Genomic DNA, 26,571 nt, shown 5'->3' on the forward strand with positions numbered 1-26,571 from the left:
TAGAGAAACCCTGAGAGAAATTTCAGGGTTTTTTGCTGTTTATGAATATTAAAATCAATAATTACCTTATTCTATTTGATAGAATCGGATAGTTTTTATAGTTATTCTGCATTTAAGAGGTTTTTTACGTGGTAAAAAAAACCTATGCGATAAGATATGTTGCTGGACAACCTGTTGAACGTGTCTTTCCTATGTCGACTCATCAGCTTGGGAATACATTACCTGTAGGTACTCCTTTGACCACTGGTACAAATGAGCTTAGGGTTGTTGTATGGAATATCTATAAACAGCAGCGTCCTTCATGGCGAAAGGTTCTGAAAGAGCTGACTAACGAAAGCCAGTTGATTTTATTACAAGAAGCGCAGACAACCCCTGATTTAGTTGAATTTGCTACCTCAAATTACCTAATATCTGATCAAGTTCCTGCATTTCTATTACCACAACACCCCTCTGGTGTAATGACGTTAGCAACTTCTCATCCTGTCTATTGCTGCCCACTGAGAGAGAAAGAGCCCCTTTTACGTTTATCTAAATCCGCTCTCATCACTGTTTATCTTTTACAGGATAATCGTCAGTTAATGGTTATTAATGTGCATGCGATAAATTTCAGTTTTGGTGTGGATGTGTATAGCCGCCAGTTGAATAACATTGGTGCTCATGTTCGTTTACATAATGGTCCAGTCATTATGGCTGGTGACTTTAATGCATGGAGTAAGCAACGATTAAATGCTTTAAAACGTTTTACCAGATATTTACACCTTGAAGAAGTATCTTTTACTGATGACTATAGAACAATCGCGTTTGGCAGACCTTTAGATTTTATTTTTTTCCGAGAGTTGAATATAGCTAATGCTACTGTAATACTCACTGATGCCTCCGATCATAATCCTCTTGTTGTGAATTTTTATTAATTCTTTATTATAAGAATATATTCGTCTATTTTTCAATGAATTAAATTCTTATTTAATTCATTGAAAAAACATGACTTTATGACTTAAAAATATTATATCATTATTACTTCGTTGTAACTGTTTATTATATGTTTCGACGGGTTTATATTATTAAAAATAAAATTTATTTCTATTGATATGATATATAAATTATTTTAATTAATATGTTTTGATTATATTAAGGTAAATATTAAATATATTTCATTTGGATAAATTAAAATAAATGCCAGATTAATCTGGCATTTATGAATGAAAATTATTTGTTTATCTGATGGATTTGAGAAATATTTTTCTTTTTGCTAAAGAAATAGGTGATTGATAATAAGATTACCCATGTGATTCCCACAATTAATGCAATGCGGGTTTTCTCGAAATAGCCCAGTAATACAATAACAAATACCATAAAGATAATGGTTAATGCAGGTGCTATTGGCCACATAGGAACGGGGAATTTCAGGGTCTTAGCTTCTTCTTTGCTCATTTTGCGACGCATAGCAACCTGAGAAAGTAGGATCATTAACCATACCCATACAGTAGCAAATGTTGCGATAGAGGCAATGATAATGAAAATTTCTTCCGGAATCATATAGTTGAGTATAACCCCAATTAATAGAACCGCTGACATAACGATTACAGTCATCCAGGGTACGCCATTACGGCTCAGCTTGGTGAATGATTTAGGCGCTTGTCCTTCTTGGGCCATGCCGTACATCATACGGCCAGCACCAAAAATATCGCTATTGATTGCTGAAACTGCGGCAGTAATCACTACAATATTGAGAATGTTAGCAGCAGAATTGATACCCAAGCTAGAAAAAATCTGTACGAATGGGCTACCTTCTTGACCGATCTGATTCCACGGATAGATACACATTAAAATAAACAGAGTCAGTACATAGAACAGCAGAATACGGAAAGGGACAGCATTGATTGCTTTTGGAATCGTTTTCTCAGGGTTTTTTGCCTCACTGGCAGTAATACCAATGACTTCAATACCGCCAAAAGCAAACATCACAATAGCGAGTGAAGCTATCACGCCACTGATGCCATTAGGCATAAAACCGCCATATTCCCACAAACTGGCAATACCGGTTGCATGATCTGTTTCTTGGCCGAATCCATAAACCATGATGACCATGCCACCGATAATCATAGCGATAATTGCGGTGACTTTCACAATAGAAAGCCAGAATTCCATTTCACCGAAAATCTTCACATGACAAAGATTAATTGCGCCAATAAAGCAGATAATGCTTAGTACCCAGATCCACTGTTCCACATGAGGGAACCAGAGCTTCATATAAAAACCAAATGCAGTAACGTCAGCCAGGCAGACGATCAACATTTCGAATATATAATTCCATCCGGTTAGAAATCCGGCTAAAGGTCCGAGGTAATGGCTGGCATAGTGTGAAAAAGAACCGGCTACTGGATGGTGAACAGCCATTTCACCTAATGCACGCATCACCATAAATACGGCAGCACCGCCGATTAAATAGGCGAGTAATACGGCGGGACCAGCTTGCTGAATAGCCGCTGCGGAGCCATAGAATAGCCCTGTGCCTATTGCGGAGCCTAATGCCATAAAGCGGATGTGCCGCCCGGTTAGACCCCGTTTCAGCTGAGTTTCATTATTCTGCATTATTTATTCCTGTCACTTTCTCAGTGCTAGATATATTTTAAGCACACAATGCCTCGACAAGTCGCATGTTAGCTAAGCGAAGCAAACCCCGTACCTTATCATAAAGATTGATGTTCGAGGGATAGATATCTGCAATAATGCGCCCTTGCCTAATGAAACCAGAGATTTTTATGTTTTACCCGATTAACGAAATATTCCAGACATTGCAGGGAGAAGGTTTTTTTACCGGAGTCCCGGCAATTTTTATTCGTCTACAAGGGTGTCCGGTTGGTTGTAGCTGGTGTGATACTAAACACACTTGGGAGAAAAAAGCGGAAAAGCAACGGACACTGGAAACAATTTTGCTGAAGACGAGTGAAAGCAATGAATGGAGTGAAGCATCGCCTAAGCAAATTGCGGCGCTGTTTGTTCAACAGAAATATACCGCACGTCACGTTGTTATCACTGGTGGTGAGCCTTGTCTTTATGATCTTATTCCTCTGACCGAAGAGTTAGAAAGCCTTGGCTACCAATGCCAGATAGAAACTAGTGGAACGTATCATGTTAAATGTTCTGTTGCTACTTGGGTGACGGTTTCACCAAAAGTTAATATGCGTGGTGGTTATCAGGTATTGCAGCAAGCTTTACAAAGGGCTAATGAAATAAAATATCCGGTTGCGAGGGAAAGAGATATTGAAGCATTGGATGAGTTATTGGCGACATTAGATGGCAACTCATCACGCATTATTGCACTGCAACCGATTAGCCAGAAAGAAGATGCTACCCGTTTATGTATTGAAACCTGTATTGCCCGTAATTGGCGGTTGTCTATGCAAACACATAAATATTTGAATATTGCCTGAGAAAAGCTTACTGCACTGGAGGTTTCCTAGTGCAGTAAGTTGTTTTATTTGCCGCGGAAAATACATCCCGCATTACAGGTTTCTTTCACCATAACGGCACTGAGTTGTGGAACTATTGGTTTAACTTTATGCCAAATCCAGGTTGCCAATACTTCGCTGGTTGGATTTTCCAGTCCAGGGATATCGTTCAGGTAATGGTGATCTAGCTGCTCCAAAATAGGCTTGAATAGGGCTTTTAAATCGGCAAAGTCCATAATCCAGCCACTATGAGGATTGACCTCCCCGGTCATTTCCAGTCGTACTATAAATGAGTGTCCATGCAGACGACCGCATTTATGGCCTTCTGGGACATGTGGCAGACGGTGGGCGGCTTCAAACTGAAAATCTTTAAAAATCGTTGTGCTCATAGTGGTTCTCCCTGACTTCAAAAAACCCGCTATTCTACCCTATCTTCTGAATTAAACCTGGTTTTTTCATTTTTTTGCCATTGCTCTTATTAACTGTTTTATAGATATATTAAATCTGTAAATATGGTTAGGCGTTTTGGTTATTTGATATTGCGATAGTTTCTTTAAATAGTAACAAGTCGCTGAGATAACCTTACAAACCATCCCTATTTATTTTCTCTACTAAAAATAACGGACATTAGTAATCGTAAAGGGCAGCACAGGACATGAGCATAAAACCACCTTCAATTTCACTTCTTCCGGTTTCACCTGAACAGCTAGTGCGTTTGCAATCGGCAATTGGGGATTTTTCACCAACTCAATTAGCCTGGCTGTCTGGTTATTTTTGGGGAATGGTAAATCAACAACCACAGGTTCAGGCTGTGGCTCCGGCGGTTCCGGCACAGGAGACGATTACATTAATTTCAGCTTCACAAACCGGTAATGCTCGTCGTTTAGCTGAGCAGCTCCGTGAGGATTTGTTGGCACAGAAACTCAATGTCAATCTATTCAACGCTGGTGATTATAAATTCAAACAAATTGCTCAAGAAAAGATACTGATAATTATTGCTTCTACTCAAGGTGAAGGAGAACCTGCTGAGGAAGCAGTTGCATTGTATAAATATCTCTATTCTAAAAAGGCACCAAAATTGAATGGTACGGTATTTGCGGTTTTTGGTCTGGGTGATACCTCTTATGAGCGTTTCTGCCAGGCTGGAAAAGATTTCGATAATCGTCTGAATGAATTAGGTGCTCAACGGCTTCTGGAACGTGTGGATGCTGATGTGGAATATCAACAAGTTGCGGCTCAGTGGCGTAAACAATTAACTGGGATCTTGAAACAGCGTATTCCGGCTGCGACAGGAACTGTGACTACTTCTGCACAGAACAGATCGGTAAATGAAATTTTTTCAACTTCTTATACTAAACAGGCACCATTAACTGCGGCTTTAGCTACTCGTCAGAAAATAACGGGTCGTGGTTCTGATAAAGATGTTCGCCATATTGAAATTGATCTGGGTGATTCAGGTTTGCGTTATCAGCCAGGTGATGCTTTGGGTGTTTGGTTTGAAAATGATCCGGAGCTGGTGGATGAAGTGTTGAATTTGCTCTGGTTGCAGGGAACAGAACAAGTTGAGGTTAATGGTCAGAAATTGTCATTAAGAGAAGCGCTGATCAGACACGTTGAGTTAACCCAAAATACCAGTGTGATTGTGGAAAAATACGCCGTTCTCGCGAAAGATGAAAAATTATTTTCTTTGATTGCTGATAAACAAGCATTACAGCAATACGCTCACAACAAACCGATTGCCGATATGATAAGAGAAGCGGCTTCTCAACCAGAGGCACAGCAATTTATTGATTTACTACGGCCTTTGACACCAAGACTCTATTCAATTTCTTCTTCTCAGGCAGAAGTGGAGAATGAAGTTCATCTTACAGTTGGCATGGTTCGTTATGAAATTAACGGCCGGGTCCGCACCGGCGGCGCATCCGGCTATCTAGCGGATCGCTTACAGGAAAATGGCGATATTCGTATTTTTATTGAGCATAACGATAATTTTCGTTTGCCTGCTGATCCACGCACGCCTGTCATCATGATTGGGCCGGGAACCGGAATTGCGCCATTTCGGGCGTTTATGCAGCAAAGAGAGGCCGATGGCGCGGAAGGGAAAAATTGGCTGTTCTTTGGTAATCCACATTTTACGGAGGATTTTCTCTATCAAGTGGAGTGGCAGCGTTATGTCAAAGATGGCTTGTTGACCCGCATTGATCTGGCATGGTCCCGTGATCAGCGGCATAAAGTTTATGTTCAGGACAAGCTGCGTGAGCAAGGTGAAGAAGTGTGGTGTTGGATAGAGGAAGGGGCACATCTGTACGTGTGTGGTGATGCAAACCGCATGGCGAAAGATGTGGAACATGCGTTGTTGGATATTATTGCTGAGCATGGTGGCATGGATACCGAACAGGCAGATGAATTTTTAAGTGAACTGCGTCTTGAGCGCCGTTATCAGAGGGATGTGTACTAATGAACGATAAACAACATGGTCCTTTGATTGTCGAAGGTAAACTGGCTGACAGTGAGCGTATGAAGCAGGAGAGTAATTTCCTGCGAGGTACGATCAGCGAAGATTTAACTAATGGCTTGACGGGAGGTTTTGAAGGGGACAATTTCCTGTTGATTCGTTTTCATGGCATGTATCAGCAGGATGATCGTGATATCCGTGCTGAACGCACAGAGCAAAAACTGGAGCCACGTCATGCAATGATGTTGCGCTGTCGTTTGCCGGGTGGCGTGATTACGCCACAACAATGGTTGGGCATTGATAAGTTTGCTGAAGAGAATACCCTTTATGGCAGTATCCGGTTGACTAACCGCCAGACATTTCAATTTCATGGCATTCTAAAAGGGAATGTAAAACTTGCGCATCAATTGCTGAATCAAGTTGGACTGGATTCGCTCGCGACGGCGAATGACGTTAACCGCAATGTGCTTTGTACCTCGAATCCTATTCAATCAGAGCTACATCAGCAAGCTTACGAATGGGCGAAGAAAATCTCAGAACATTTACTGCCACGTACCCGTGCTTATGCTGAACTCTGGTTGGATAAAGAGAAAGTCGCAACGACCGATGAAGAGCCGATTCTTGGACCGACTTATTTGCCGCGTAAATTCAAAACCACGGTAGTTATTCCTCCACAGAATGATGTTGATCTGCATGCCAACGATCTGAATTTTATTGCCATTGCAGAAGGTAGCAAGCTGGTTGGTTTTAACGTGTTGGTGGGGGGGGGGTTAGCGATGACTCACGGTGATAAAAATACCTATCCAAGTATGGCGAGTGAGTTTGGTTATATCCCGCTGGTACATACGCTGGCAATTGCGGAAGCTGTGGTGACAACTCAGCGTGATTGGGGTAACCGGACTGAGCGTAAAAATGCCAAAACCAAATATACGTTGGAGCGGGTTGGAGTTGATACTTTTAAAGAAGAGGTAGAGAGACGCGCTGGCGTGAAATTTGAGGCAATCCGACCTTATGAATTTACTGGTCGAGGTGATCAAATTGGCTGGCTGAAAGGCATCGATGATAAATGGCATTTGACGCTGTTTATCGAGAATGGTCGCCTTTTGGACTACCCCGGCAAGCCGCTGAAAAGCGGTGTTGCTGAAATTGCAAAAATACATAAAGGGGATTTTCGCCTGACGGCCAACCAGAACTTAATCATTGCTGGTATTCCTGAAAGTGAGAAACAACGCATTGAAACCATCGCCCGTCAGCATGGATTGATTGACGATAAAACCACAGTTCAGCGTGAAAATTCAATGGCTTGTGTCTCTTTCCCAACGTGCCCATTGGCAATGGCTGAGGCTGAACGTTTTTTACCGGAGTTTGTCACTCATGTTGAACAATTGATGAATAAACACGGTATTGGTGATGAACATATTGTTTTGCGGGTGACGGGTTGTCCGAATGGTTGTGGTAGAGCGATGTTGGCGGAGGTAGGGCTAGTCGGCAAAGCGCTTGATCGTTATAACCTTCATCTTGGTGGTAATCGGATTGGTACCCGTATTCCACGCATGTATAAAGAAAATATCAGCTCACAAGAGATCTTATCCATCATGGATGAACTTATTGGGCGTTGGGCGATAGGTCGGCAGCCAAATGAAGGTTTTGGTGATTTCCTGATCCGCACGGATATTATCAAACCGGTACTGGATTCAGCCCGCGATTTTTACGATTGGCAGGAGGCGGTATGAGCCAATTCAGCTTGTCTCAATTTGTTAGTATGACTGCTGAACAGCAAGAGCAATCATTGGCTGAGATTAATCTTCGGCTTGAAATGATGGATGCTCACCAGAGGGTAAACTGGGTATTGGAAAATTTGCCAGGGGAGTTTGTTCTTTCCTCCAGTTTTGGTATTCAAGCGGCGGTATGTCTTCATTTAGTGACACAAGAATATCCTGATATTCCGGTCATTCTTACTGATACGGGTTATCTATTCCCTGAAACTTATCAATTCATAGATAAACTCACAACGCAGTTGAAACTGAATTTGCAAGTATTCAGTGCTGAGTATTCTCCGGCTTGGCAAGAGGCTCGTTATGGGAAATTGTGGGAACAAGGCGTAGAGGGAATAGAGCGTTACAATCAGATTAATAAGGTTGAACCAATGAATCGAGCTTTGAAAAATCTGAGAGCACAAAGTTGGTTTGCTGGTTTACGCCGTCAGCAATCTGAAAGTCGATCAAAATTACCGGTTCTGGCTGTACAGCGGGGAGTATTTAAGATTTTGCCGATTATCGACTGGGATAACCGGCGTGTGCATCAATATCTGACAAAGCATGGCTTGGAATATCATCCATTATGGGAACAAGGTTATCTCTCTGTTGGTGACATCCATACAACCCAAAAATGGGAACCGGGCATGAGTGAAGAACAAACCCGTTTTTTTGGCTTGAAGCGAGAATGTGGGTTACATGAGAATTAAAAATCCGGTATTTACTGAATGGGATTGATAATAAAGCCCTCGCTTTGCTTTGGGGCGAGGGTGATGATTAATATAATATAGTCTGAAAAACAATTTAGTCTTTTTTGCAGTGGATTTTTATGTATGTTTTATTCGTTCATTTAAAGTTTCAATGATGAACGCGATCACCGAAATCTGATGCTCGGCTGCTGCACAATGTAATCGCTCCCCAAATGATTCGGGGTAGCGCGGAGTATAGCCCTGTTCTAGAGAGGTTGGCTATATTCCATTACAGAACAATTAATTCCTTTTTGTCATTTTATAACTTTACCGCCGACTCATATATTCATTCGAAACAGTTTCAGTACTTATAAATATTTCACTGGATATCAAGGGCAATCGTGGATTACTTACCGATATTTGTTGAGCTAAAAGGGCGGCTTGTATTGCTTGTCGGTGGTGGAGAAGTGGCCGCACGTAAGGCGACTCTACTACTACGGGCAGGTGCATTATTACAAGTTGTAGCGCCTGAATTGTGCTCTGAATTACAACAGCGTTATCAAGCTGGTGAGTTGGAATGGTATAAGGAAGAATTCCAGCCTGAATATCTTGATGGCATCTTTTTGGTCATTGCTGCGACTGATGATTATATTCTGAATCATCGGGTTTTTGCTGAGGCGAATAGGCGCAGTGTTTTGGTCAATGTGGTTGATGATCAAGCTCATTGCTCATTTATTTTTCCATCAATTATTGACCGCTCTCCGGTTTTGGTGGCGATTTCATCGGCGGGAAAAGCGCCAGTATTGGCGCGTTTAATCCGCGAGAAATTGGAAGCGTTACTGCCTTCCAGCCTTGGCATGATGGCAAACATCGCCGGGAATTGGCGTGATCGAGTAAAACAGCGATTAACTTCCATGCGCCAGCGTCGTTCTTTTTGGGAACAGGCTTTCAATGGTCGTTTCGCTATGTTGGTTGCAAACGGTCAGATCCAACAGGCGGAAAAACAGCTTGAGCAACAACTAGAACAGTCTGATTCGCAGGGAGAACTGGCTTTGGTTGGGGCTGGTCCTGGTGATCCGGGATTGCTGACGTTAAAGGGGTTACAGGTTATTCAGCAGGCAGATGTAGTGCTTTATGATCATTTGGTGAGCAGTGATGTACTGGATCTGGTTCGCCGTGATGCAGATAAAATTTGCGTTGGCAAAAGAGCGGGTAATCACTCTGTTTCTCAAGAGGAAACTAACCGATTGATTGTGAAATTTGCCGGACAGGGGAAAAAAGTGGTTCGTCTTAAAGGCGGTGATCCCTTTATTTTTGGCCGTGGCGGTGAAGAACTACAAGTTGCAGCATCGGCAGGTATCCCTTTTCAGGTTGTACCGGGCATTACCGCCGCCATCGGGGCGGCGGCTTATGCAGGAATTCCGCTAACTCATCGGGAACATTCACAGAGTATCACTTTTATTACTGGTCATTGTCGAGAAAAGGGTAATGAGTTGGATTGGCCAGCTTTAGCCAGAGGCAATCAGACTCTGGTGATTTATATGGGGACGGTAAAGGCAGCCTTGATAAGTCATCAATTAATTTTACATGGGCGAGCGAAAGAGACACCAGTAGCCGTCATTGGTGGTGGTACTCGTCTAGAGCAGCAAGTGTTAACCGGCACTTTGCTTGAACTGGAACAGTTAGCACAGAGGGCACCGTCGCCGGCCTTACTGGTGGTGGGAGAGGTGGCTCAACTCCACCATCAGATAGCTTGGTTTGGGCAGCAGTCTATTGCCAAGATAAGCCGTCCGGCAGTAGTCGATTTTGCATAAGGAGTTGTAATGGATGAGAAAAGATTGACACACTTGCAGCAACTTGAAGCTGAAAGTATTCATATTATACGGGAAGTGGCCGCCGAGTTTGAAAACCCAGTGATGCTTTACTCTATCGGTAAAGATTCTTCGGTCATGCTTCATCTTGCACGCAAGGCGTTCTATCCGGGAACATTGCCGTTTCCTTTGCTGCACGTGGATACGGGCTGGAAATTTCGTGAAATGTACGAGTTTCGTGATCGTACTGCTAAGAATTACGGCTTTGAACTATTGGTGTATCGCAACCCGCAAGGGGAAGCAATGGGAATCAATCCATTTGTGCATGGTAGTGCCAAACATACTGACATCATGAAAACCGAAGGGTTAAAGCAGGCGCTGGATAAATATGGTTTTGATGCCGCTTTCGGCGGTGCTCGTCGTGATGAAGAGAAATCACGTGCCAAAGAGAGGATCTATTCCTTCCGTGATCGTTCACATCGTTGGGACCCTAAAAACCAGCGTCCTGAATTGTGGCGTAATTACAACGGCCAGATCAACAAAGGTGAAAGTATTCGCGTATTCCCATTGTCTAACTGGACTGAACTGGATGTTTGGCAATACATCTATTTGGAGCAAATTGATATTGTTCCTCTTTATTTTGCCAAATTACGCCCGGTATTGGAGCGTGAGGGTACGCTGATTATGGTTGATGACAATCGGATCGATCTGAAACCTGGTGAGGTTATCAGCCAGCGCAAAGTTCGTTTCCGTACTCTTGGTTGTTGGCCGCTGACGGGAGCAGTGAAATCTGATGCTGAAACATTGCCGGAAATTATTGAAGAGATGCTGATATCGACGACAAGTGAACGGCAAGGGCGGCTGATTGATAGTGATCAATCTGCTTCTATGGAACTGAAAAAACGTCAAGGTTATTTCTAAGGAGAACAACCATGTCAGCACTTGCACAGAATGAAACTATTGCTCATCAAATTAAACAACAGGGCGGCGTAGAAGCTTATCTGCACGCTCAACAAGAGAAAGGATTACTGCGTTTCCTGACATGTGGCAGCGTGGATGATGGCAAAAGTACTCTGATTGGACGCTTGTTACATGATACCCGTCAGATCTACGAAGATCAGCTTTCAGTATTGCAGAATGACAGTAAACGTATCGGTACTCAGGGTGAAAAATTAGATCTGGCTTTATTGGTGGATGGTCTTGCCGCAGAGCGCGAACAGGGTATCACCATTGATGTGGCTTATCGTTATTTTTCAACAGAAAAACGCAAATTTATCATTGCTGATACACCGGGACATGAGCAGTACACCCGTAATATGGCAACGGGTGCATCGACCTGTGATCTCTCTATTCTGTTGATTGATGCGCGTAAAGGTGTTCAGGAGCAGACCCGTCGTCACAGTTTTATCAGTACATTGCTAGGTATTCGCCATTTGGTGGTAGCGGTGAATAAAATGGATTTGATGGAATATCGTCAGGAAGTTTTTGATCAGATCAAACAGAATTATATGAATTTCGCTGCCCAATTGCCGATAGATTTGGACGTTCATTTTGTCCCAATCTCTGCACTTGATGGCGATAATATTGTCACTAGAAGTCGTAATATGGATTGGTATGAAGGACCAACGTTGTTGGATATCCTTGAAGCAGTTGATGTAAAAAAGGAAGCCTCGAAGCAGTTACTGCGCTTCCCGGTACAGTATGTTAGCCGGCCTGATCTCGATTTTCGTGGTTACAGTGGCACACTTTCGTCTGGGATTTTACGTAAAGGGCAGAAAGTTAAAATCATGCCATCCGGTATCTGCTCTCAGGTGGAGCGGATAGTGACTTTTAATGGTGATTTGAATTTTGCTGTTCCGGGTGAAACCATTACGGTGGTGCTGAAAGACGAAATTGATATCAGCCGAGGTGATCTCCTGATTTCTGCCGATGATGAGATGATGGTTACCCGGCATGCGCTGGTGGATGTGGTATGGATGTCTGAACAGCCTTTGGTGCAGGGGCAGAACCTTGATATCAAAGTGGCGGGTAAAAAGAGTCGTGGGAAAGTTGAGAACATTCAATATCAAGTGGATATTACTCACCTGACACAGCGGGTGACTGTTGATTTACCATTAAATGCCATTGGATCGGTGGAATTTTCTTTTGAAGAACCATTAATGCTCGATAGCTATCAGCAAAATAGCGACACTGGCGGCATTATTTTGATTGATCGACTGACTAATGTCACTGTTGGTGCGGGGTTGGTACGTGAAATTCAGACAGATGTTTATGAAGGGCCAAAAGAATTCAGCGAATTTGAACTGGAATTGAATCGGTTGATTCGTCGTCATTTCCCTCATTGGGGAGCCAGAGATTTACTGGGAGGTAAATAAAGTGGCAGACATTGAAAATTTGCCATCAGAAAATATTGTCTGGCATCCACATCAACTGACCAGAGCGCAGCGGGAGATTGAAAATGGGCATCCTGCATTGGTTATTTGGTTCACTGGTTTATCGGGTTCAGGGAAATCCACTGTGGCCGGGGCTTTAGAGCAGGCCCTGTTTCAACGGGGAATAAAAACGTATTTGCTTGATGGTGATAACTTGCGTCATGGCCTTTGTAGTGATTTGGGTTTCTCTGAACAGGATAGGCAGGAAAATATCCGCCGTGTGGGTGAAGTTGCCAGTTTGATGGTCGATGCGGGTTTAGTCGTGCTGACGGCTTTTATCTCCCCTCATAAAGCAGAGCGGAAAAAGGTTCGTGAACTGTTGGAACCGGGGAAATTTATTGAAGTTTTTGTCGATACACCACTGGAAATTTGTGAATCCCGTGATCCGAAAGGATTGTACAAAAAAGCCCGTGCCGGTGAAATTCGTCATTTCACGGGGATTGATTCAGTCTATGAGGTTCCCGATAACCCGGAAATTTATCTTCCAGGCCAGCAATCCGTTGAAATCTCCGTGGCCCAGTTGCTGGTGGAATTGGAAAAGAGCGGCATTATACGCTCAATGATTCATCACGGATAACGTCAACAAAAAGCACATTATTGCGTTTTCAGTGATGTGCTTGTGTAAAATAGCTGCATTCAACTATTTTTCTCATACCCTGTTTTGTGATAGTGGCGTCATTCTTTGAGTTATGGGATGATTGACAGATATTTTAGGGGGCGGAAATGGGTAAACTGACGCTACTATTGCTGGTTTTACTTGGATGGCTACAGTATTCACTGTGGCTTGGTAAAAACGGCATTCATGATTATGTGCGGGTTAAGAATGATGTTGCGATGCAAGAGCGTAATAACAGCAAACTTAAAGCGCGTAACGATCAGTTATCGGCGGAAATTGATGATCTTACGGGTGGACAAGAAGCTATCGAAGAGCGATCCCGTAGTGAATTGGGTATGATCAAACCGGGTGAAACTTTCTATCGTTTAATCGTTGATAAATCTAAAGAAAACACTTCGCGTCCCTCGACTCCAAATAATACTCAATAATTAAAATGAACAATCTATTACTTCGTTCCTGTGCTGATATTATTGCTTTGGTACCAGCAGCGGGTATTGGTAGCCGAATGAATTCGGATTGCCCAAAGCAATACCTGTCTATTGCTGGAAAGACTATTATTGAGCACACCTTGGCTGCATTACTTGCTCATCCCCGTATTCAGCATGTTGTGATTGTTTTAAATCCCGCGGACACACAGTTTCAATCCCTTGAGGTTGCATCAGATTCGCGCATTACTACGGTAACTGGTGGTGAACAGCGAGCAGATTCTGTGCTGGCTGGTTTAAATCATCTGGTTCATTTGACTGGCAATGATCATTGCTGGGTTTTAGTGCATGATGCGGCCCGCCCTTGTTTACACCATGACGATCTTGACCGTTTGTTACAATTAGCAGAAGCCGATGAACAGGGAAATATGGCATGCGGTGGTATTCTGGCATCGCCGGTCCGCGATACGATGAAACGCGGACGGGTTGGTCAGATTATTGACCATACAGTAGAACGGCAAGGTCTCTGGCATGCACTGACACCGCAGTTTTTTCCGTTGATGTTACTAAGGGATTGTTTATCAAAAGCACTTTCTCAACACGCTAATATTACAGATGAAGCTTCCGCACTGGAATATTGTGGTTATCAACCGGTGTTGGTTAACGGGCGTTCGGACAATATAAAAGTCACGCGTCCTGAGGATTTGGCATTGGCAGAATTTTATCTGTCTAGAAAATAAAGGAACAGACATCATGAGGATCGGACACGGTTTCGATGTACATAAATTTGGTGGTGAAGGACCGATTATTATCGGTGGTGTTCGTATTCCTTATGAACAAGGGTTGTTAGCGCATTCCGATGGTGATGTTGCTCTCCATGCAGCAACGGATGCTTTGTTAGGTGCTGCGGCATTGGGCGATATCGGGAAATTATTCCCAGACACTGATCCGGCGTTTAAAGGGGTGGATAGCCGTAAATTATTGCGCGAAGCCTATTCACGTATCAGAGAAAAGGGGTATCGGATTGGCAATCTGGATATTACGATTATCGCTCAAGCACCCAAAATGTTGCCGCATATTCCACAAATGAGAGTCAATCTGGCAGAAGATCTGCAATGTCACATTGATGATATTAATGTTAAAGCCACAACCACCGAAAAATTGGGATTTGTTGGGCGTAAAGAAGGTATTGCTTGCGAAGCGGTTGCTTTGCTGGTTAAGGAATAATTGATGGTATTGGCTGAATTAAATTGGCTGTATGGGCAATCGGAAGCGACGGGGATATTAAAGGCTTCGCCGGAAGATTTTATTGTCTGTGAAGATTTGGGATTTTCTCCTGATGGAGAAGGTGAGCACTTAATGGTGCATATTCGTAAAACGGGTTGTAATACTCAATTTGTTGCAGATAACCTCGCTCGTTTCGCTGGTATACCGTCTAGATCGGTCAGTTATGCTGGTTTAAAAGACCGTAATGCAGTGACAGAACAGTGGTTTTGTTTGCACTTACCGGGCAAACAAGATCCTGATTTTGCCTCGTTTCAGCTTGAGGGATGTGAAGTTCTGACGACAGCTCGTCAGAAACGTAAATTGCGCATTGGCGCATTGAAAGGAAACTCATTTACACTTATTTTGCGGGAAATCAGTCATCACCAAGTGGTTGAAAACAGACTACAGTTGATTCAGCAAAGTGGTGTGCCTAACTATTTTGGTGAACAGCGTTTTGGTCGGGATGGACAGAATCTGATTCAAGCGCAGCGTTGGGCAAATAATGAAATCCGAGTAAAAGAGAGAAATAAACGCAGTTTTTATCTGTCAGCTAGTCGTAGTGCTATGTTTAATGCGGTAGCCAGTGCGCGGGTTGCTCTGAAACAGCAACAACAGGTAATGAAGGGTGACGCCCTACAATTAACAGGGCGTGGTAGTTGGTTTGTTGCTGACGAAGCTGAATTGCCTTTATTGCAACAGCGGGTGATTGATGGAGAATTACAAATAACAGCACCGCTGCCTGGTGACAGTGAATTGGGAACACAGCACCAAGCTGTGGATTTTGAACGGCAATATTTGCAGCCTTATGAATCGTTGTGGGAACTTATCAAGCGTGAAAGGGTGGAAGGTTCTCGTAGGGCGATTCTGGTGCAGCCTCAGAATCTGAATTGGCAATGGCAAGATAATGACACGGTAAAAATCAGTTTCTGGTTGCCTGCTGGCAGTTTTGCTACCAGTGTGGTCAGGGAAATAATCAATCAGGATCAAAATAATGTTACGAATATTGTTGAGTAATGATGATGGTGTGACCGCTCCAGGGATTCAGGCTTTGGCGGCTGCATTGCGTGAAAGTTATCATGTGCAGGTTGTTGCTCCTGATCGTAATCGGAGTGGTGCATCTAATGCATTGACCCTTGATCGTTCATTAAGTGTTAATACGCTGGAGAATGGTGATATTTCGGTATTGGGCGGCACACCAACAGATTGTGTTTATCTCGGTGTTAATCGGCTGGTTCTTCCGCGCCCTGAAATTGTTGTTTCTGGTATTAATCGTGGCCCTAACCTTGGGGATGATGTGATTTATTCCGGTACGGTTGCGGCTGCGATGGAAGGTCGTCATCTGGGGTTGCCGGCATTGGCTATTTCACTTGATGGCGAATTGCATTATGAAACAGCGGCAGAAATCACATGTCGTTTACTACAGATGCTACAAACAACGCCTTTGAGAGCAGGTAATATTTTAAATGTGAATGTTCCTGATCTGCCACTTGAGCACATTAAAGGTTTTCGGGTGACACGTTGTGGTAGCCGTCATGCCGCGGAAGAAGTTTATTCTATGCAAGATCCGAAAGGTAACATGCTTTATTGGTTGGGGCCACCGGGAGATAAATATGATGCTGGTCCTGAAACAGATTTTGCGGCGGTGGAACAGGGATATGTATCTATTACGCCATTACAGGTAGATCTGACTGCGTATAAAGCGCAGGCGTTAGTAAGAGATTGGTTAGCTAAAGCTGAGGTTGATGGAGAATGCTGAGTCGGGCAATGAAAAATTTGCTGACACAATTACGCCAGCAGGGAATAGATGATGAACGTTTACTGGCCGCCATTTCTGCCGTGCCTAGAGAACGTTTTGTCGATGAAGCACTGGCACATAAAGCGTATGAAAATACGGCCTTGCCTATTGGTTATGGGCAAACGATTTCTCAGCCTTATATTGTTGCCCGTATGACTGAGCTGCTTCAGTTAACACCGGATGCTAAGGTTTTGGAAATTGGTACTGGCTCTGGTTATCAGACAGCAATATTAGCGCATTTGGTCAAACATGTTTTCTCGGTAGAACGGATCAAGGGCTTACAGTGGCAGGCTAAACGGAGATTGAAACAGCTTGATTTGCATAATGTTTCAACCCGTCATGGGGATGGTTGGCAAGGATGGCCGTCGCGTGGGTTATTTGATGCTATTATTGTGACCGCTGCGCCTCCGTATATCCCACAAGAATTGATGCTTCAGCTTGCTGATGGTGGTGTGATGGTTTTGCCCGTTGGCGAGCATACACAAATTCTTAAATCCATGAAACGTCATGGCAATGGTTTTCATAGTGAAGTGATCGAAGCTGTGCGTTTTGTGCCCCTTGTGCAAGGGGAACTGGCTTAAATTCATAGTCTATTGCAACTATTTTTCAATTAATGGTTATATTTGCTTTAATAAGCGAAATTATTTTCGTTTCGAGATTTTTGTGGTTATGTATAACCTTTAAGAATTATTAATTTTTTACGCTTATCTTTGCCGTTATGGGGGAAGGAAATATGAATTCGGGAAGCCCAATGAAAAAAATACAGCGGATTGTAACGTGTTTATTGATGGGAGTCTGGTTAGTAGGCTGTACAAATACACCAACTCGTCCTGCACCTATCACTAGTATTGATCAAAAACAAAGCAGCGGGAGTCGTTATCCGGTAATATCTCCCGGCCATGCTGCTGTATCTACGCCAATGCCATCTTCACCTTCGTCGATGAGTGAGTCTGATAGCAATTTGCAGGGGAAAATCGTTTATAACCGTGATTATGACAGTATTCCTAAAGGTAGCTATAACGGCAGTACTTATACAGTCAAGCATGGTGATACTCTGTTTTATATTGCCTGGATCACAGGTAGTGATTTTCGTGATCTTGCAAGCAAAAATAATATTTCAGAGCCTTACAGTTTGACGGTGGGGCAGACTTTGAGGACCGGTAGTAGCGGGATGTTAACCACTTATAACCATAATCAAATTCAAACAACCCTGGTTGATTCTCAATCAACTAATGCGTATCCTGCAAATTCCGGGAAGCAAAAGAGTGTAAAAATGTTGCCACGGGCAACTACATCAACAGTAAACGATACGTATTTAGAATCACCGACGACAACCGCAAGCAGTGGAAACAGCGCTGTCAGCAGTTGGATGTGGCCGGCTGAAGGTAAAGTGATTGAGAGTTTCTCTGATACCCAAGGGGGTAACAAAGGGATTGATATTGCAGGTAGCAGGGGCCAGTCAGTATTTGCAACAGCAGGTGGTCGAGTTGTCTACGCCGGAAATGCCTTACGTGGATATGGAAATCTGATAATTATAAAACATAACGATGACTACCTGAGTGCCTATGCTCATAACGATACAATGCTGGTTCGTGAGCAACAGGATATCAAGGCTGGGCAAAAAATTGCCGCTATGGGTAGCACGGGTACCAGCTCTGTAAGATTACACTTTGAAATTCGTTACAAGGGAAAATCCGTAAACCCGCTGCGTTATCTTCCGCAGCGATAAACTGGGCAGAGTGCTGAATTCTGCCTGCATTATCATGGGTAGGGGCAGCTTATGAGCCAAAATACGCTGAAAGTTAACGAGTTGTATGATGATGCGGATTTAGATGAAAGTGGTATTGAAGCTGACGACTTCGATGAGAAATTATTGAAGAACAATGGGGATGATCTAACTGATTTTGAGAATGATTTAGATGTATTGCAGGGCATGAGCCAGCGGGTTCTTGATGCAACACAGCTTTATCTCGGCGAGATTGGTTTTTCTCCTTTGCTGACGGCGGAAGAAGAGGTTTTTTTCGCAAGGCGGGCATTACGTGGTGATGTTCTTGCCCGCCAGAGAATGATCGAAAGTAACTTGCGATTGGTTGTCAAAATTTCCCGCCGTTACAGTAACAGAGGCTTAGCTCTTCTTGATTTAATTGAAGAAGGTAATCTTGGCCTTATCCGTGCTGTTGAAAAATTTGACCCGGAGCGCGGGTTCAGGTTTTCTACCTATGCAACATGGTGGATTCGGCAAACCATTGAACGGGCGATTATGAATCAAACCCGTACTATTCGGTTGCCAATCCATATTGTTAAAGAGCTCAACGTCTACTTGCGTACAGCGAGAGAACTTGCCCATAAATTGGATCATGAACCTAGCCCGGAAGAGATAGCAGAGCAGCTGGATAAACCGGTTGATGACGTAAGCCGTATGTTGCGATTGAATGAACGTATCATTTCGGTTGATACCCCTATTAGCAGTGATTCTGATAAAGCGCTATTGGATGTTTTATCGGATGAGAATGAAAGTGGGCCGGAGGGAACAACACAGGAAGACGATATGAAAAAGAGTATCGTCAAGTGGTTGTTTGAGTTGAATTCGAAGCAACGTGAAGTATTAGCGCGTCGTTTTGGTCTTTTGGGATATGAGGCTGAAACGTTGGAAGATGTGGGCAAAGAGATCGGTTTGACAAGGGAAAGAGTGCGTCAGATCCAAGTCGAAGGTTTGCGACGTCTGAAAGATATTATGCAAACTCAAGGTTTGAATATTGAAGCGTTATTCCGTACTTAATTGTTGAATAGTTTGGCTACTTGGGTTCTGAAGAACAGTTGCTCGTATTTTTGCATTGTTGATGCTTGGTATTATCAAGTTCTTCAGTACCCGGTAGGATTCCCTAATTTTGTCTTAGATGATGATAGTAAATTTCAATCAAAGATTTCTGATATTTAAATTGCAGTGATGTGATTAACGCCCTTTTTTAACTTCTTTCCTGATTCCCTTTTTCGGGAAGTTGTGTGGTGGTGATGTCTATATATTGTGAACGATGAGGATTACCACTAATGGTTATGATGTATAACCCCCCGCATCTCGGAATATTAGTTAAAGAGGCTATGGAGGCTCTGAATTTGAGCGCCAGAGGCTTGGCTAAGGCACTGGGTGTAGCGCCATCAACTGTGCAATGCTTGGTTGTTGGTAAGTCTGATGTTTCGCCAGAAATGGCACTGAAATTGTCTGTTGTTATTGGCAGTTCACCTCAAGTTTGGATGGGGATGCAGGTAGACTATGAGTTATGGCAGGCAAAACAGCATATCGATGTGTCTCACCTTCATCGATTGCACATAGCTTGATTAACATATTTCAATATCCCTAATTCTGAGCTATCTCAATTGTTTTGTCATTGGCCTGAAAGGTGAGTATAAGCTCACCTTTCAATCTATACCCGTCATCTTTCAAGTTGCCTCTTTGTTGGCCGCGCTCACTCACCCCGGTCACATAGTTATCTATGCTCCCGGGGATTCGCTCCCTTGCCGTCGCGATCCATCTTGAAATCCATAGGGTTATACATTCAGTTCAGATTACAGGAATGCCACTGTGGAATTTAAAATCGCTATCTGGATTTTGAATCAATTCAGCTTCAACTCGGCCAAAATAGTTTACCCGTTCGGTAATATCTTCATTAGCAATAGATTGCGCTAGTGAAAGATAGTCTTGGTAGTGACGTGCTTCAGAGCGAAGCAGAGAGATATAAAATTTACTCAGATCTTCATCTAAATGAGGGGCAAGTTTGGCGAAACGTTCACAAGAACGCGCCTCAATATAAGCGCCGATAATCAGCTTATCGACCAATGTATAAGGTTCATGGTTGATGATATGGCTGAGCATGCCTTTGGCATAACGGCTGGCAGTGATGCTTTCATAGCTGATATTGCGTGCGTCCATGATTTCTAGCACTTGATAGAAGTGATGCAACTCTTCTTTAATCAGCAGTACCATTTTATCAATCAGATCCTGGCTATAAGGTGAATTAGCTTTGGCGGTGATCTGTTTGGTCGCTTGGTTTTGGCCTCTTAATGAATTGAGAGCGCCAATTTTCTTGTAAGCAAAATCTTCATAAGGTTTAAACCATGCCAGAAGTGTATCCTCACTTCGCTGATCTACGGCATACTTGCGGATCAAAAACATAGCGCTCTGTGCTGCTTTCAGTTCGCATAATAGATGATCCCGTAAAAGCATAGGTAAATTTTCAGGCTGTTTTGCTTTATCTACCCACAAATCCGGGGTTTCACATTGCAAAAAATGGTATATCGGTTGTAAGAGGCTTTTGTCAAACATGTTCTTACACCATATCTTTTAGCCGATAAATCCATTCCAATGCTTGACGCGGAGTCAGTGAGTCTGGATTGAGATTTTCCAATGCTTCAATCGCCGGTGATGTCTCTTCTGTTAGTAGTGCAAGTTGTGGTGTATCGACATGACTTGCTGTTGCATGGTTGGATAGCGATTCCAGCTCTTTAAGTTTCTGGCGAGCCCGTTTAATCACTTCACGTGGAACGCCAGCGAGAGAAGCAACTGCCAATCCGTAACTCTTACTGGCTGCGCCTTCTTGCACGCTGTGCATAAATGCGATGGTATCTCCATGCTCTACCGCATCCAGATGAATATTAACCACGCCTTCAAGTTTTTCCGGCAACGTGGTCAGCTCAAAATAGTGAGTAGCAAACAGAGTCATTGCTTTAATGCGGTTTGCCAGATTTTCTGCACATGCCCATGCCAGAGAAAGGCCATCGTAGGTTGATGTTCCTCTACCAATCTCATCCATCAATACCAAACTTTGTTCTGTCGCATTGTGCAAGATATTGGCGGTTTCGGTCATTTCCACCATAAAGGTTGAACGGCCGGATGCCAGATCATCGGAAGCACCTACACGGGTGAATATACGATCAACTGGGCCGATGACCGCTTTTTCAGCCGGTACAAAGCTACCGATATAGGCCAGAAGTGTAATAAGCGCCGCCTGACGCATATAGGTACTTTTACCGCCCATATTTGGGCCGGTAATAATCAACAGACGCCGCTGTGAAGATAAAGAGAGTGGGTTTGAGATAAATGGTTCACTCAGAACTTGCTCAACAACCGGATGACGACCACCAGTGATTTGGATTCCCGGTTTATCGCTCAATGTTGGGCAAACATAATTCAGGGTTTCAGCGCGTTCTGCCAGATTTGCCAATACATCAAGTTCAGCCAGTGCTTCGGCGCTGGTTTGTAATTCGGCCAAATGAGGCAGCAGTAGATCGAATAATTCTTCGTAAAGCGCTTTCTCTATTGCCAGAGATTTCCCTTTAGAGGTCAGAACCTTATCTTCATATTCTTTTAGCTCAGGGATGATATAACGCTCAGCATTTTTCAGTGTCTGGCGGCGGACGTAGTGAATTGGCACCAGATGGCTCTGCCCTCGGCTGACTTGAATATAGTAGCCATGAACACCATTAAAGCCGACTTTCAGAGTATCAAGACCCAGCTTTTCTCGTTCACGGATTTCCAGTTGTTCCAGATAGTTACTGGCACCATCAGCCAGTGTGCGCCACTCATCCAGTTCACTGTTATAACCCGGTGCGATTACGCCACCATCCCGAACTAATACCGGAGGTGTTTCTACAATCGCTTTTTCAAGCAATTCCTGTAATTCATCAAACCTGCCGATATTTTTCTGCAATTGCTTGATATAAGGGGAATCTGAGGAGTCCATAACTTGATGGATATCCGGTAATTGCTGGAATGCATGGCGCATTCTTGCCAGATCCCTTGGCCGAGCAGAGCGTAGAGCCAAGCGTGCTAGTACACGTTCGAGATCACCTATCTGTAGCAAAAATGGCTGCAACTCCAAGCCAATTTCCTGCAAGGTAGCAATAGCTTGTTGACGATTTTCTAATATCTGGCGGTCCCTGACAGGCGCATGCAACCAGCGTTTCAACATTCGGCTACCCATTGGGGTAACACACAGATCAAGAACAGAAGCGAGAGTATTATCTGTACTGCCAGACAGATTTTGTGTCAGTTCCAGATTACGACGGGTTGCGGCATCCATAATAACCGTATCTTGCTGACGTTCCATCGTAATGCCACGGATATGTGGCAGCGCCGTGCGTTGAGTATCTTTGACATATTGCAACAGGCAACCAGCGGCACGCAGAGCAAGTGCTGCTTTTTCCACACCAAAACCGACGAGATCACGGGTACCAAATTGCAAGTTCAATTGCTGTTTTGCGGTATCCAGCTCAAATTCCCATAAAGGGCGACGGCGCAGGCCATGAAAATTTTCAATCAGCACCATATGCTCAAAACTTTCAGGATAGAGTAATTCAACAGGGCGGCTACGTTGCAATTCAGCGGCTATCGTTTCCAGCTCTGCCATTTCAGATATTTGGAAGCGGCCAGATGTCACGTCTAGTGTGGCATAGCCAAATCCTTGATTATCGTGCCAAATAGCCGCCAGCAGATTATCTTGCCGTTCCTGCAATAACGCTTCATCTGTCACGGTGCCGGGGGTAACGATGCGAACAACTTTACGTTCAACTGGGCCTTTGCTGGTGGCAGGATCGCCAATTTGCTCACAGATAGCGACTGATTCACCTAATTGAACCAGCTTAGCTAGATAGTTTTCTACTGCATGATGTGGCACGCCTGCCATAGGGATAGGATTGCCGGCTGATTGACCTCGTTTGGTCAGGGAAATATCCAGCAATTTTGCAGCCTTTTTGGCATCGTCATAAAAGAGCTCATAGAAATCCCCCATTCTGTAAAACAGCAGGATATCAGGATGCTGTGCTTTAAGGCGGAGATATTGCTGCATCATGGGCGTGTGGGTGTCGAAGGTTTCTGTATTAATCATGCAGTGGTCTTAGTTAAGTTTGTGAATCAATTCTTTCGTTATGGTATCGCACCAAGCTTTAAACTTACACAAGTAAAATCTGGAAGCAATTCGCAAATTTAGCTGTAATTTTGGTCTGGTTAATTTGACTCTGTGTGGAAGATAAAGCTGCGTTGCCGAGGTGGTTTAAAGAATTTCCCAATGTTGACTGGTTTTTGCTGTCTAACCAGAAGTTGTCTCTACTTGATGAGAAATATCTGACAGAAGTTGAAATCAAAGGAAACCAGCTAAAAGCCAGCATGCCTGAATTAGCTGCTTACGAAGTTTTAGATGCTGTGCCTGTATCGTTTTCTTTTGAACATGCTGCGGAACTTTTCCAAGGTTTAGTTAACCTTAGACCGCGCAAAGTAGAAATACTCCTTCATTCCAGCCATGCGATCCAAACTAACCGTTTATATCTTTTTTTGACCGATTATTATGCCCATGTATGGGCTAAGCGTATTGATAAAACTAAAATTGATTTAGGAGCAGGGAAGCGTCAAGTCGTGTTAGGAGGAAAGTTGGATAAACGGTATCAGATTACGGTTCCGGAAAAGTATTTTAATAATGGATTATTTCATGGATAAATATTCTCCGTATTACCGACAAGTAGTGTTGTTGATGAGTGTACTGCCTGTGGTGGCAACAGAGAACTGTTTTGCGTTGAAGGGTGGGACGGCGATTAATTTGTTTGTACGTGATTTTCCCCGTTTGTCAGTTGATATTGATCTGGTTTATATACCGCTGGAAAGCAGGGAGTTAGCGTTACCTAATGTTCGAGCGGCATTAACTAGGATTGCCACTTTACTCCAACAACAAGTGGGGATTTTTGCATCACTACAAGCCAATAATTCTGATGAAATGCGCATTATTGTTACTTCTCAACATGCGCAGATAAAAATTGAAGTCTCACCGGTTGCGCGCGGTACGCTGTATTCACCTCAGGAGCGTGATGTTGTTGAGGCTGTAGAAGATGAATTTGGTTTTGCTTCTATTCAGGTTGTTTCGATTGCTGATCTCTATGGTGGTAAATTATGTGCAGCGTTAGATCGCCAGCATCCACGTGATCTCTTCGACGTCAAGATGTTGCTTGAAACGCGGGGAATAGATCGTTCTATCTTTAATGGGTTCATTACCTATTTGCTTAGTCATCCCCGCCCATTGTCTGAAGTGCTTAATCCTCGATGGAAGGATATTTCTGAGCTCTATACCCTATGGATTTCAAGATGGATCGCGACGGCAAGGGAGTGAATCCCCGGGAGCATAGATAACTATGTGACCGGGGTGAGCGAGTGCAGCCAACAAAGAGGCAACTTGAAAGATGACGGGTATATTCAACCAAAAGTATATCTTTGTCATGAACAATAATGTATGAGTTTGAACCCGTATTGAGCTTACGTGTCGAATATTAGGTTAACTTCAGCAAATTAAGTACCACTGGCCCGATGCAGCGCAGTGAATATTTCCTTTAATGCATCGGGCCAGAAGATTACGCTTATCTTGTGAGAAGTTGGTTCCTTCCAAATTATTTGATCACAGAAGCGTCGATCAAGGTGATACCACCGATGAGAGCCCAGGTGGTCCACGATGATGTGGTTGATGAAGTGGTTTGCCAGAGGTGCCAGAGTGCTTTGTCAAGGCCAAGCACAAAGACCTCGATCCGACCGTCTGAATTCTTCGCTACCGTTGGGGCACTGGCGATAATGCCTGTAAATGAGCTCCAGTTAGACCACGGGCCGTTATGGGAAGTTTGCCAGGTGCGCCAGAGCGTGTTATCAGCGCCGCGAGCAAAGACCTCAAGCTGGCCGGAGATATTCTTCACCGCCGCTGGGGCGCTAGTGATCACCCCATCCAAACATTGCCAGTTTGACCATGAAACGGAATCAGAACCGATCTGTGAAATGTGCCGGAGTGTGCTATCGGCACCGCGAGCAAAGACTTCGAGCCGACCATCGCAGTTGTTGATGACCACTGGGTCGCTAGTGATTACACTTTTTAGTGACTGCCAATTTGACCATTGATCAGTGTGAGCAGCCGTTTGCCAAATGTGCCAAAGGGCATTATCGGCACCGCGAGCAAAGACTTCAATCCGACCATCGGCGTTGAGATGTGCAGCCGGGTTACTCGTGAGCGTGCCGCCCAGAGATTTCCAGTTTGACCACGAATTGGTATGGGCCGCGGTTTGCCAGATGTGCCATAGCGCGTTATCCGAGCCGCGTGCAAAGACCTCAAGTCGGCCGTCAGAGTTGAGACACACCTCAGGGTTGCTGGTTATACCTCCATACAGCGGCTGCCAGCTTGACCAGGTATTGGTATCAGCGGCGGTCTGCCAGTTGTGCCAGAGGGCATTATCCGTACCACGCACGAATACTTCCAATCGACCGTCCGAATTACGATGAACGGCGGGTTTGCTGGTTACTACTCCGTTAAACTTGTTCCAGCCGGCCCAAGAGGAGTTTGGAAGCGGTGCTGTTTGCCAATTGTGCCACACTGCGCTGTCAGTGCTTACACCGAAAACCTCAAGTCGATTATCGGCATTGTTTGCTACTGAGACAATTCCAGATAACGCTATCGCAGAGTTCTCGATTTCTACCTCACCTGCAACATATGCTTCGGTATTATCTGGATTTGGCATTTTAATAGGTTCTTTTTTCATATGTATATTCTCTTTAAAAATAATTTTTAGGATTCAGAAAATAATCATTTAATGAGAGAGGTATTCGTATTTATATATTGATGTTTTCACTCGTCTCCTATGTTATTTTATTAATGAAATAAAGGGTGGATGTTTTTTTGTTATTTATTGAGCTGTAAAATGTTAATTAAATATAGTCTCGTATTATGTAATCACATATTTTATATATTATTCTATACGAAATTATTTAAGTGGAATTAATTTTCACAAACTATTTTTCATTTTAAAGCCCCCGCTGGTTTCTATTTTAAATATATTTGTTTAATGTTTTTTTAATTTTTT

General features: G+C 43.6%; 24 protein-coding genes and 3 pseudogenes. 20 read left to right on the forward strand and 7 right to left on the reverse strand.

Translation table 11 applies throughout. From position 1 onward, the window contains the following. Nucleotides 1-128: 128 nt before the first annotated feature. Entirely contained in the window at nucleotides 129-911 is a 783-nt protein-coding gene (locus LGZ98_RS14180; RefSeq protein WP_112879886.1) for an endonuclease/exonuclease/phosphatase family protein, read from the forward strand. 295 nt (nucleotides 912-1,206) lie between these two features. Here LGZ98_RS14180 and LGZ98_RS14185 read toward each other — a convergent pair whose 3' ends face one another. Beyond that, nucleotides 1,207-2,592, reverse strand: a complete 1,386-nt coding sequence (locus tag LGZ98_RS14185) for an L-histidine transporter HutT (protein WP_113044063.1) — start codon at nucleotides 2,590-2,592, stop codon at nucleotides 1,207-1,209. Between the two features lie 170 nt (nucleotides 2,593-2,762). Between LGZ98_RS14185 and queE the strand changes: the two genes are divergently transcribed. Next, nucleotides 2,763-3,434, forward strand: coding sequence for a 7-carboxy-7-deazaguanine synthase QueE (queE, locus tag LGZ98_RS14190; RefSeq protein WP_113044090.1), 672 nt, complete (start codon nucleotides 2,763-2,765; stop codon nucleotides 3,432-3,434). 44 nt (nucleotides 3,435-3,478) lie between these two features. On the opposite strand, the gene queD is transcribed toward queE, so the two are convergent. Then, entirely contained in the window at nucleotides 3,479-3,841 is a 363-nt protein-coding gene (queD, locus tag LGZ98_RS14195; RefSeq protein WP_113044064.1) for a 6-carboxytetrahydropterin synthase QueD, read from the reverse strand. A 266-nt stretch (nucleotides 3,842-4,107) separates the two neighbouring features. Between queD and cysJ the strand changes: the two genes are divergently transcribed. From cysJ to LGZ98_RS14210, 3 genes are read left to right on the forward strand one after another with little or no spacing between them, the layout of a single operon-like run. Continuing rightward, entirely contained in the window at nucleotides 4,108-5,910 is a 1,803-nt protein-coding gene (cysJ, locus tag LGZ98_RS14200; protein ID WP_113044065.1) for an NADPH-dependent assimilatory sulfite reductase flavoprotein subunit, read from the forward strand. Continuing rightward, complete coding sequence (gene cysI / locus LGZ98_RS14205; RefSeq protein WP_113044066.1) at nucleotides 5,910-7,640, forward strand: assimilatory sulfite reductase (NADPH) hemoprotein subunit; 1,731 nt, start codon at nucleotides 5,910-5,912, stop codon at nucleotides 7,638-7,640. Before cysJ ends, cysI begins: the two co-directional genes overlap by 1 nt. Then, nucleotides 7,637-8,371 (forward strand): phosphoadenylyl-sulfate reductase, encoded by a 735-nt coding sequence (locus LGZ98_RS14210; RefSeq protein ID WP_113044067.1) that lies wholly within the window; start codon nucleotides 7,637-7,639, stop codon nucleotides 8,369-8,371. The genes cysI and LGZ98_RS14210 overlap by 4 nt, the downstream gene beginning before the upstream one ends. Before the next feature lie 117 nt (nucleotides 8,372-8,488). Here the strand turns inward: LGZ98_RS14210 and LGZ98_RS14215 are convergent. Beyond that, nucleotides 8,489-8,608, reverse strand: a pseudogene (locus tag LGZ98_RS14215) (toxin-antitoxin system HicB family antitoxin); the annotation flags it as partial. Between the two features lie 143 nt (nucleotides 8,609-8,751). Between LGZ98_RS14215 and cysG the strand changes: the two are divergent. The 13 genes from cysG (at nucleotide 8,752) to LGZ98_RS14280 (ending at nucleotide 20,031) form a co-directional block, all read left to right on the forward strand. Beyond that, nucleotides 8,752-10,164, forward strand: coding sequence for a siroheme synthase CysG (cysG, locus tag LGZ98_RS14220; RefSeq protein WP_113044068.1), 1,413 nt, complete (start codon nucleotides 8,752-8,754; stop codon nucleotides 10,162-10,164). 9 nt (nucleotides 10,165-10,173) lie between these two features. Further along, on the forward strand, nucleotides 10,174-11,082 hold the full coding sequence (gene cysD / locus LGZ98_RS14225) for a sulfate adenylyltransferase subunit CysD (protein WP_113026078.1): 909 nt from the start codon (nucleotides 10,174-10,176) through the stop codon (nucleotides 11,080-11,082). 11 nt (nucleotides 11,083-11,093) lie between these two features. Further along, complete coding sequence (cysN, locus tag LGZ98_RS14230; protein WP_113044070.1) at nucleotides 11,094-12,536, forward strand: sulfate adenylyltransferase subunit CysN; 1,443 nt, start codon at nucleotides 11,094-11,096, stop codon at nucleotides 12,534-12,536. 1 nt (nucleotide 12,537) lies between these two features. After that, the gene (gene cysC, locus LGZ98_RS14235) at nucleotides 12,538-13,170 is read left to right on the forward strand and encodes an adenylyl-sulfate kinase (protein ID WP_113044071.1); all 633 of its coding nucleotides are present in this window, start codon (nucleotides 12,538-12,540) and stop codon (nucleotides 13,168-13,170) included. A 146-nt stretch (nucleotides 13,171-13,316) separates the two neighbouring features. Next, entirely contained in the window at nucleotides 13,317-13,637 is a 321-nt protein-coding gene (gene ftsB, locus LGZ98_RS14240; RefSeq protein WP_065390098.1) for a cell division protein FtsB, read from the forward strand. Between the two features lie 5 nt (nucleotides 13,638-13,642). Next, entirely contained in the window at nucleotides 13,643-14,374 is a 732-nt protein-coding gene (gene ispD, locus LGZ98_RS14245) for a 2-C-methyl-D-erythritol 4-phosphate cytidylyltransferase (RefSeq protein ID WP_113044072.1), read from the forward strand. Between the two features lie 13 nt (nucleotides 14,375-14,387). After that, nucleotides 14,388-14,861: a 2-C-methyl-D-erythritol 2,4-cyclodiphosphate synthase gene (gene ispF / locus LGZ98_RS14250; RefSeq protein ID WP_011145090.1), complete on the forward strand. Its 474-nt coding sequence runs from the start codon at nucleotides 14,388-14,390 to the stop codon at nucleotides 14,859-14,861. 3 nt (nucleotides 14,862-14,864) lie between these two features. Next, complete coding sequence (gene truD / locus LGZ98_RS14255; protein WP_113044073.1) at nucleotides 14,865-15,914, forward strand: tRNA pseudouridine(13) synthase TruD; 1,050 nt, start codon at nucleotides 14,865-14,867, stop codon at nucleotides 15,912-15,914. Next, nucleotides 15,892-16,656, forward strand: a complete 765-nt coding sequence (surE, locus tag LGZ98_RS14260; protein WP_112895934.1) for a 5'/3'-nucleotidase SurE — start codon at nucleotides 15,892-15,894, stop codon at nucleotides 16,654-16,656. The genes truD and surE overlap by 23 nt, the downstream gene beginning before the upstream one ends. Further along, a complete protein-coding gene (locus LGZ98_RS14265) occupies nucleotides 16,650-17,276 on the forward strand; it encodes a protein-L-isoaspartate(D-aspartate) O-methyltransferase (protein WP_112877122.1) in 627 nt (208 codons plus the stop codon). The genes surE and LGZ98_RS14265 overlap by 7 nt, the downstream gene beginning before the upstream one ends. A 170-nt stretch (nucleotides 17,277-17,446) precedes the next feature. After that, nucleotides 17,447-18,424 carry a murein hydrolase activator NlpD gene (nlpD, locus tag LGZ98_RS14270; protein WP_228901511.1) on the forward strand — a complete coding sequence of 326 codons (978 nt, stop codon included), beginning with the start codon at nucleotides 17,447-17,449 and terminating at the stop codon, nucleotides 18,422-18,424. A gap of 51 nt (nucleotides 18,425-18,475) precedes the next feature. Next, nucleotides 18,476-19,474, forward strand: a complete 999-nt coding sequence (gene rpoS / locus LGZ98_RS14275) for an RNA polymerase sigma factor RpoS (protein ID WP_113044076.1) — start codon at nucleotides 18,476-18,478, stop codon at nucleotides 19,472-19,474. Nucleotides 19,475-19,743: 269 nt separating this feature from the next. Beyond that, nucleotides 19,744-20,031 carry a HigA family addiction module antitoxin gene (locus tag LGZ98_RS14280; RefSeq protein ID WP_262978209.1) on the forward strand — a complete coding sequence of 96 codons (288 nt, stop codon included), beginning with the start codon at nucleotides 19,744-19,746 and terminating at the stop codon, nucleotides 20,029-20,031. A gap of 19 nt (nucleotides 20,032-20,050) precedes the next feature. On the opposite strand, the gene LGZ98_RS14285 is transcribed toward LGZ98_RS14280, so the two are convergent. The 3 genes from LGZ98_RS14285 to mutS all read right to left on the reverse strand — a co-directional run bounded on the left by LGZ98_RS14285 (nucleotide 20,051) and on the right by mutS (nucleotide 23,576). After that, entirely contained in the window at nucleotides 20,051-20,176 is a 126-nt protein-coding gene (locus tag LGZ98_RS14285; RefSeq protein WP_262978210.1) for a hypothetical protein, read from the reverse strand. Nucleotides 20,177-20,254: 78 nt separating this feature from the next. Continuing rightward, nucleotides 20,255-21,016: a tRNA isopentenyl-2-thiomethyl-A-37 hydroxylase MiaE gene (gene miaE / locus LGZ98_RS14290; protein WP_113044080.1), complete on the reverse strand. Its 762-nt coding sequence runs from the start codon at nucleotides 21,014-21,016 to the stop codon at nucleotides 20,255-20,257. A 4-nt stretch (nucleotides 21,017-21,020) separates the two neighbouring features. Continuing rightward, nucleotides 21,021-23,576 (reverse strand): DNA mismatch repair protein MutS, encoded by a 2,556-nt coding sequence (gene mutS / locus LGZ98_RS14295; RefSeq protein ID WP_228901509.1) that lies wholly within the window; start codon nucleotides 23,574-23,576, stop codon nucleotides 21,021-21,023. A gap of 128 nt (nucleotides 23,577-23,704) precedes the next feature. Here mutS and LGZ98_RS14300 point away from each other — a divergent pair. Then, a pseudogene (locus LGZ98_RS14300) lies at nucleotides 23,705-24,181 on the forward strand (type IV toxin-antitoxin system AbiEi family antitoxin domain-containing protein); the annotation flags it as partial. Beyond that, nucleotides 24,174-24,797: pseudogene (locus tag LGZ98_RS14305) on the forward strand (nucleotidyl transferase AbiEii/AbiGii toxin family protein); the annotation flags it as partial. The pseudogenes LGZ98_RS14300 and LGZ98_RS14305, both read left to right, overlap by 8 nt. A 322-nt stretch (nucleotides 24,798-25,119) precedes the next feature. Here the strand turns inward: LGZ98_RS14305 and LGZ98_RS14310 are convergent. Then, nucleotides 25,120-26,250 carry a PLL family lectin gene (locus LGZ98_RS14310; RefSeq protein ID WP_113044084.1) on the reverse strand — a complete coding sequence of 377 codons (1,131 nt, stop codon included), beginning with the start codon at nucleotides 26,248-26,250 and terminating at the stop codon, nucleotides 25,120-25,122. Nucleotides 26,251-26,571 lie beyond the last annotated feature (321 nt).

The sequence above is a fragment of the Photorhabdus kayaii genome (genome assembly GCF_025384895.1).
GTDB classification, from domain to species: Bacteria; Pseudomonadota; Gammaproteobacteria; order Enterobacterales; family Enterobacteriaceae; genus Photorhabdus; species Photorhabdus kayaii.

Bases quoted from the DNA above. Each gene is read 5' to 3' on its own strand.
- mutS (WP_228901509.1), bottom strand. From the start codon at position 23,576: ATGATTAATACAGAAACCTTCGACACCCACACGCCCATGATGCAGCAA.
- LGZ98_RS14310 (WP_113044084.1), bottom strand. From the start codon at position 26,250: ATGAAAAAAGAACCTATTAAAATGCCAAATCCAGATAATACCGAAGCA.
- rpoS (WP_113044076.1), top strand. From the start codon at position 18,476: ATGAGCCAAAATACGCTGAAAGTTAACGAGTTGTATGATGATGCGGAT.
- nlpD (WP_228901511.1), top strand. From the start codon at position 17,447: ATGAAAAAAATACAGCGGATTGTAACGTGTTTATTGATGGGAGTCTGG.
- ispF (WP_011145090.1), top strand. From the start codon at position 14,388: ATGAGGATCGGACACGGTTTCGATGTACATAAATTTGGTGGTGAAGGA.
- truD (WP_113044073.1), top strand. From the start codon at position 14,865: ATGGTATTGGCTGAATTAAATTGGCTGTATGGGCAATCGGAAGCGACG.
- queE (WP_113044090.1), top strand. From the start codon at position 2,763: ATGTTTTACCCGATTAACGAAATATTCCAGACATTGCAGGGAGAAGGT.
- surE (WP_112895934.1), top strand. From the start codon at position 15,892: ATGTTACGAATATTGTTGAGTAATGATGATGGTGTGACCGCTCCAGGG.
- LGZ98_RS14185 (WP_113044063.1), bottom strand. From the start codon at position 2,592: ATGCAGAATAATGAAACTCAGCTGAAACGGGGTCTAACCGGGCGGCAC.
- cysN (WP_113044070.1), top strand. From the start codon at position 11,094: ATGTCAGCACTTGCACAGAATGAAACTATTGCTCATCAAATTAAACAA.
- miaE (WP_113044080.1), bottom strand. From the start codon at position 21,016: ATGTTTGACAAAAGCCTCTTACAACCGATATACCATTTTTTGCAATGT.
- cysI (WP_113044066.1), top strand. From the start codon at position 5,910: ATGAACGATAAACAACATGGTCCTTTGATTGTCGAAGGTAAACTGGCT.
- ispD (WP_113044072.1), top strand. From the start codon at position 13,643: ATGAACAATCTATTACTTCGTTCCTGTGCTGATATTATTGCTTTGGTA.
- ftsB (WP_065390098.1), top strand. From the start codon at position 13,317: ATGGGTAAACTGACGCTACTATTGCTGGTTTTACTTGGATGGCTACAG.
- LGZ98_RS14210 (WP_113044067.1), top strand. From the start codon at position 7,637: ATGAGCCAATTCAGCTTGTCTCAATTTGTTAGTATGACTGCTGAACAG.
- cysJ (WP_113044065.1), top strand. From the start codon at position 4,108: ATGAGCATAAAACCACCTTCAATTTCACTTCTTCCGGTTTCACCTGAA.
- cysD (WP_113026078.1), top strand. From the start codon at position 10,174: ATGGATGAGAAAAGATTGACACACTTGCAGCAACTTGAAGCTGAAAGT.
- LGZ98_RS14265 (WP_112877122.1), top strand. From the start codon at position 16,650: ATGCTGAGTCGGGCAATGAAAAATTTGCTGACACAATTACGCCAGCAG.
- queD (WP_113044064.1), bottom strand. From the start codon at position 3,841: ATGAGCACAACGATTTTTAAAGATTTTCAGTTTGAAGCCGCCCACCGT.
- LGZ98_RS14280 (WP_262978209.1), top strand. From the start codon at position 19,744: ATGGTTATGATGTATAACCCCCCGCATCTCGGAATATTAGTTAAAGAG.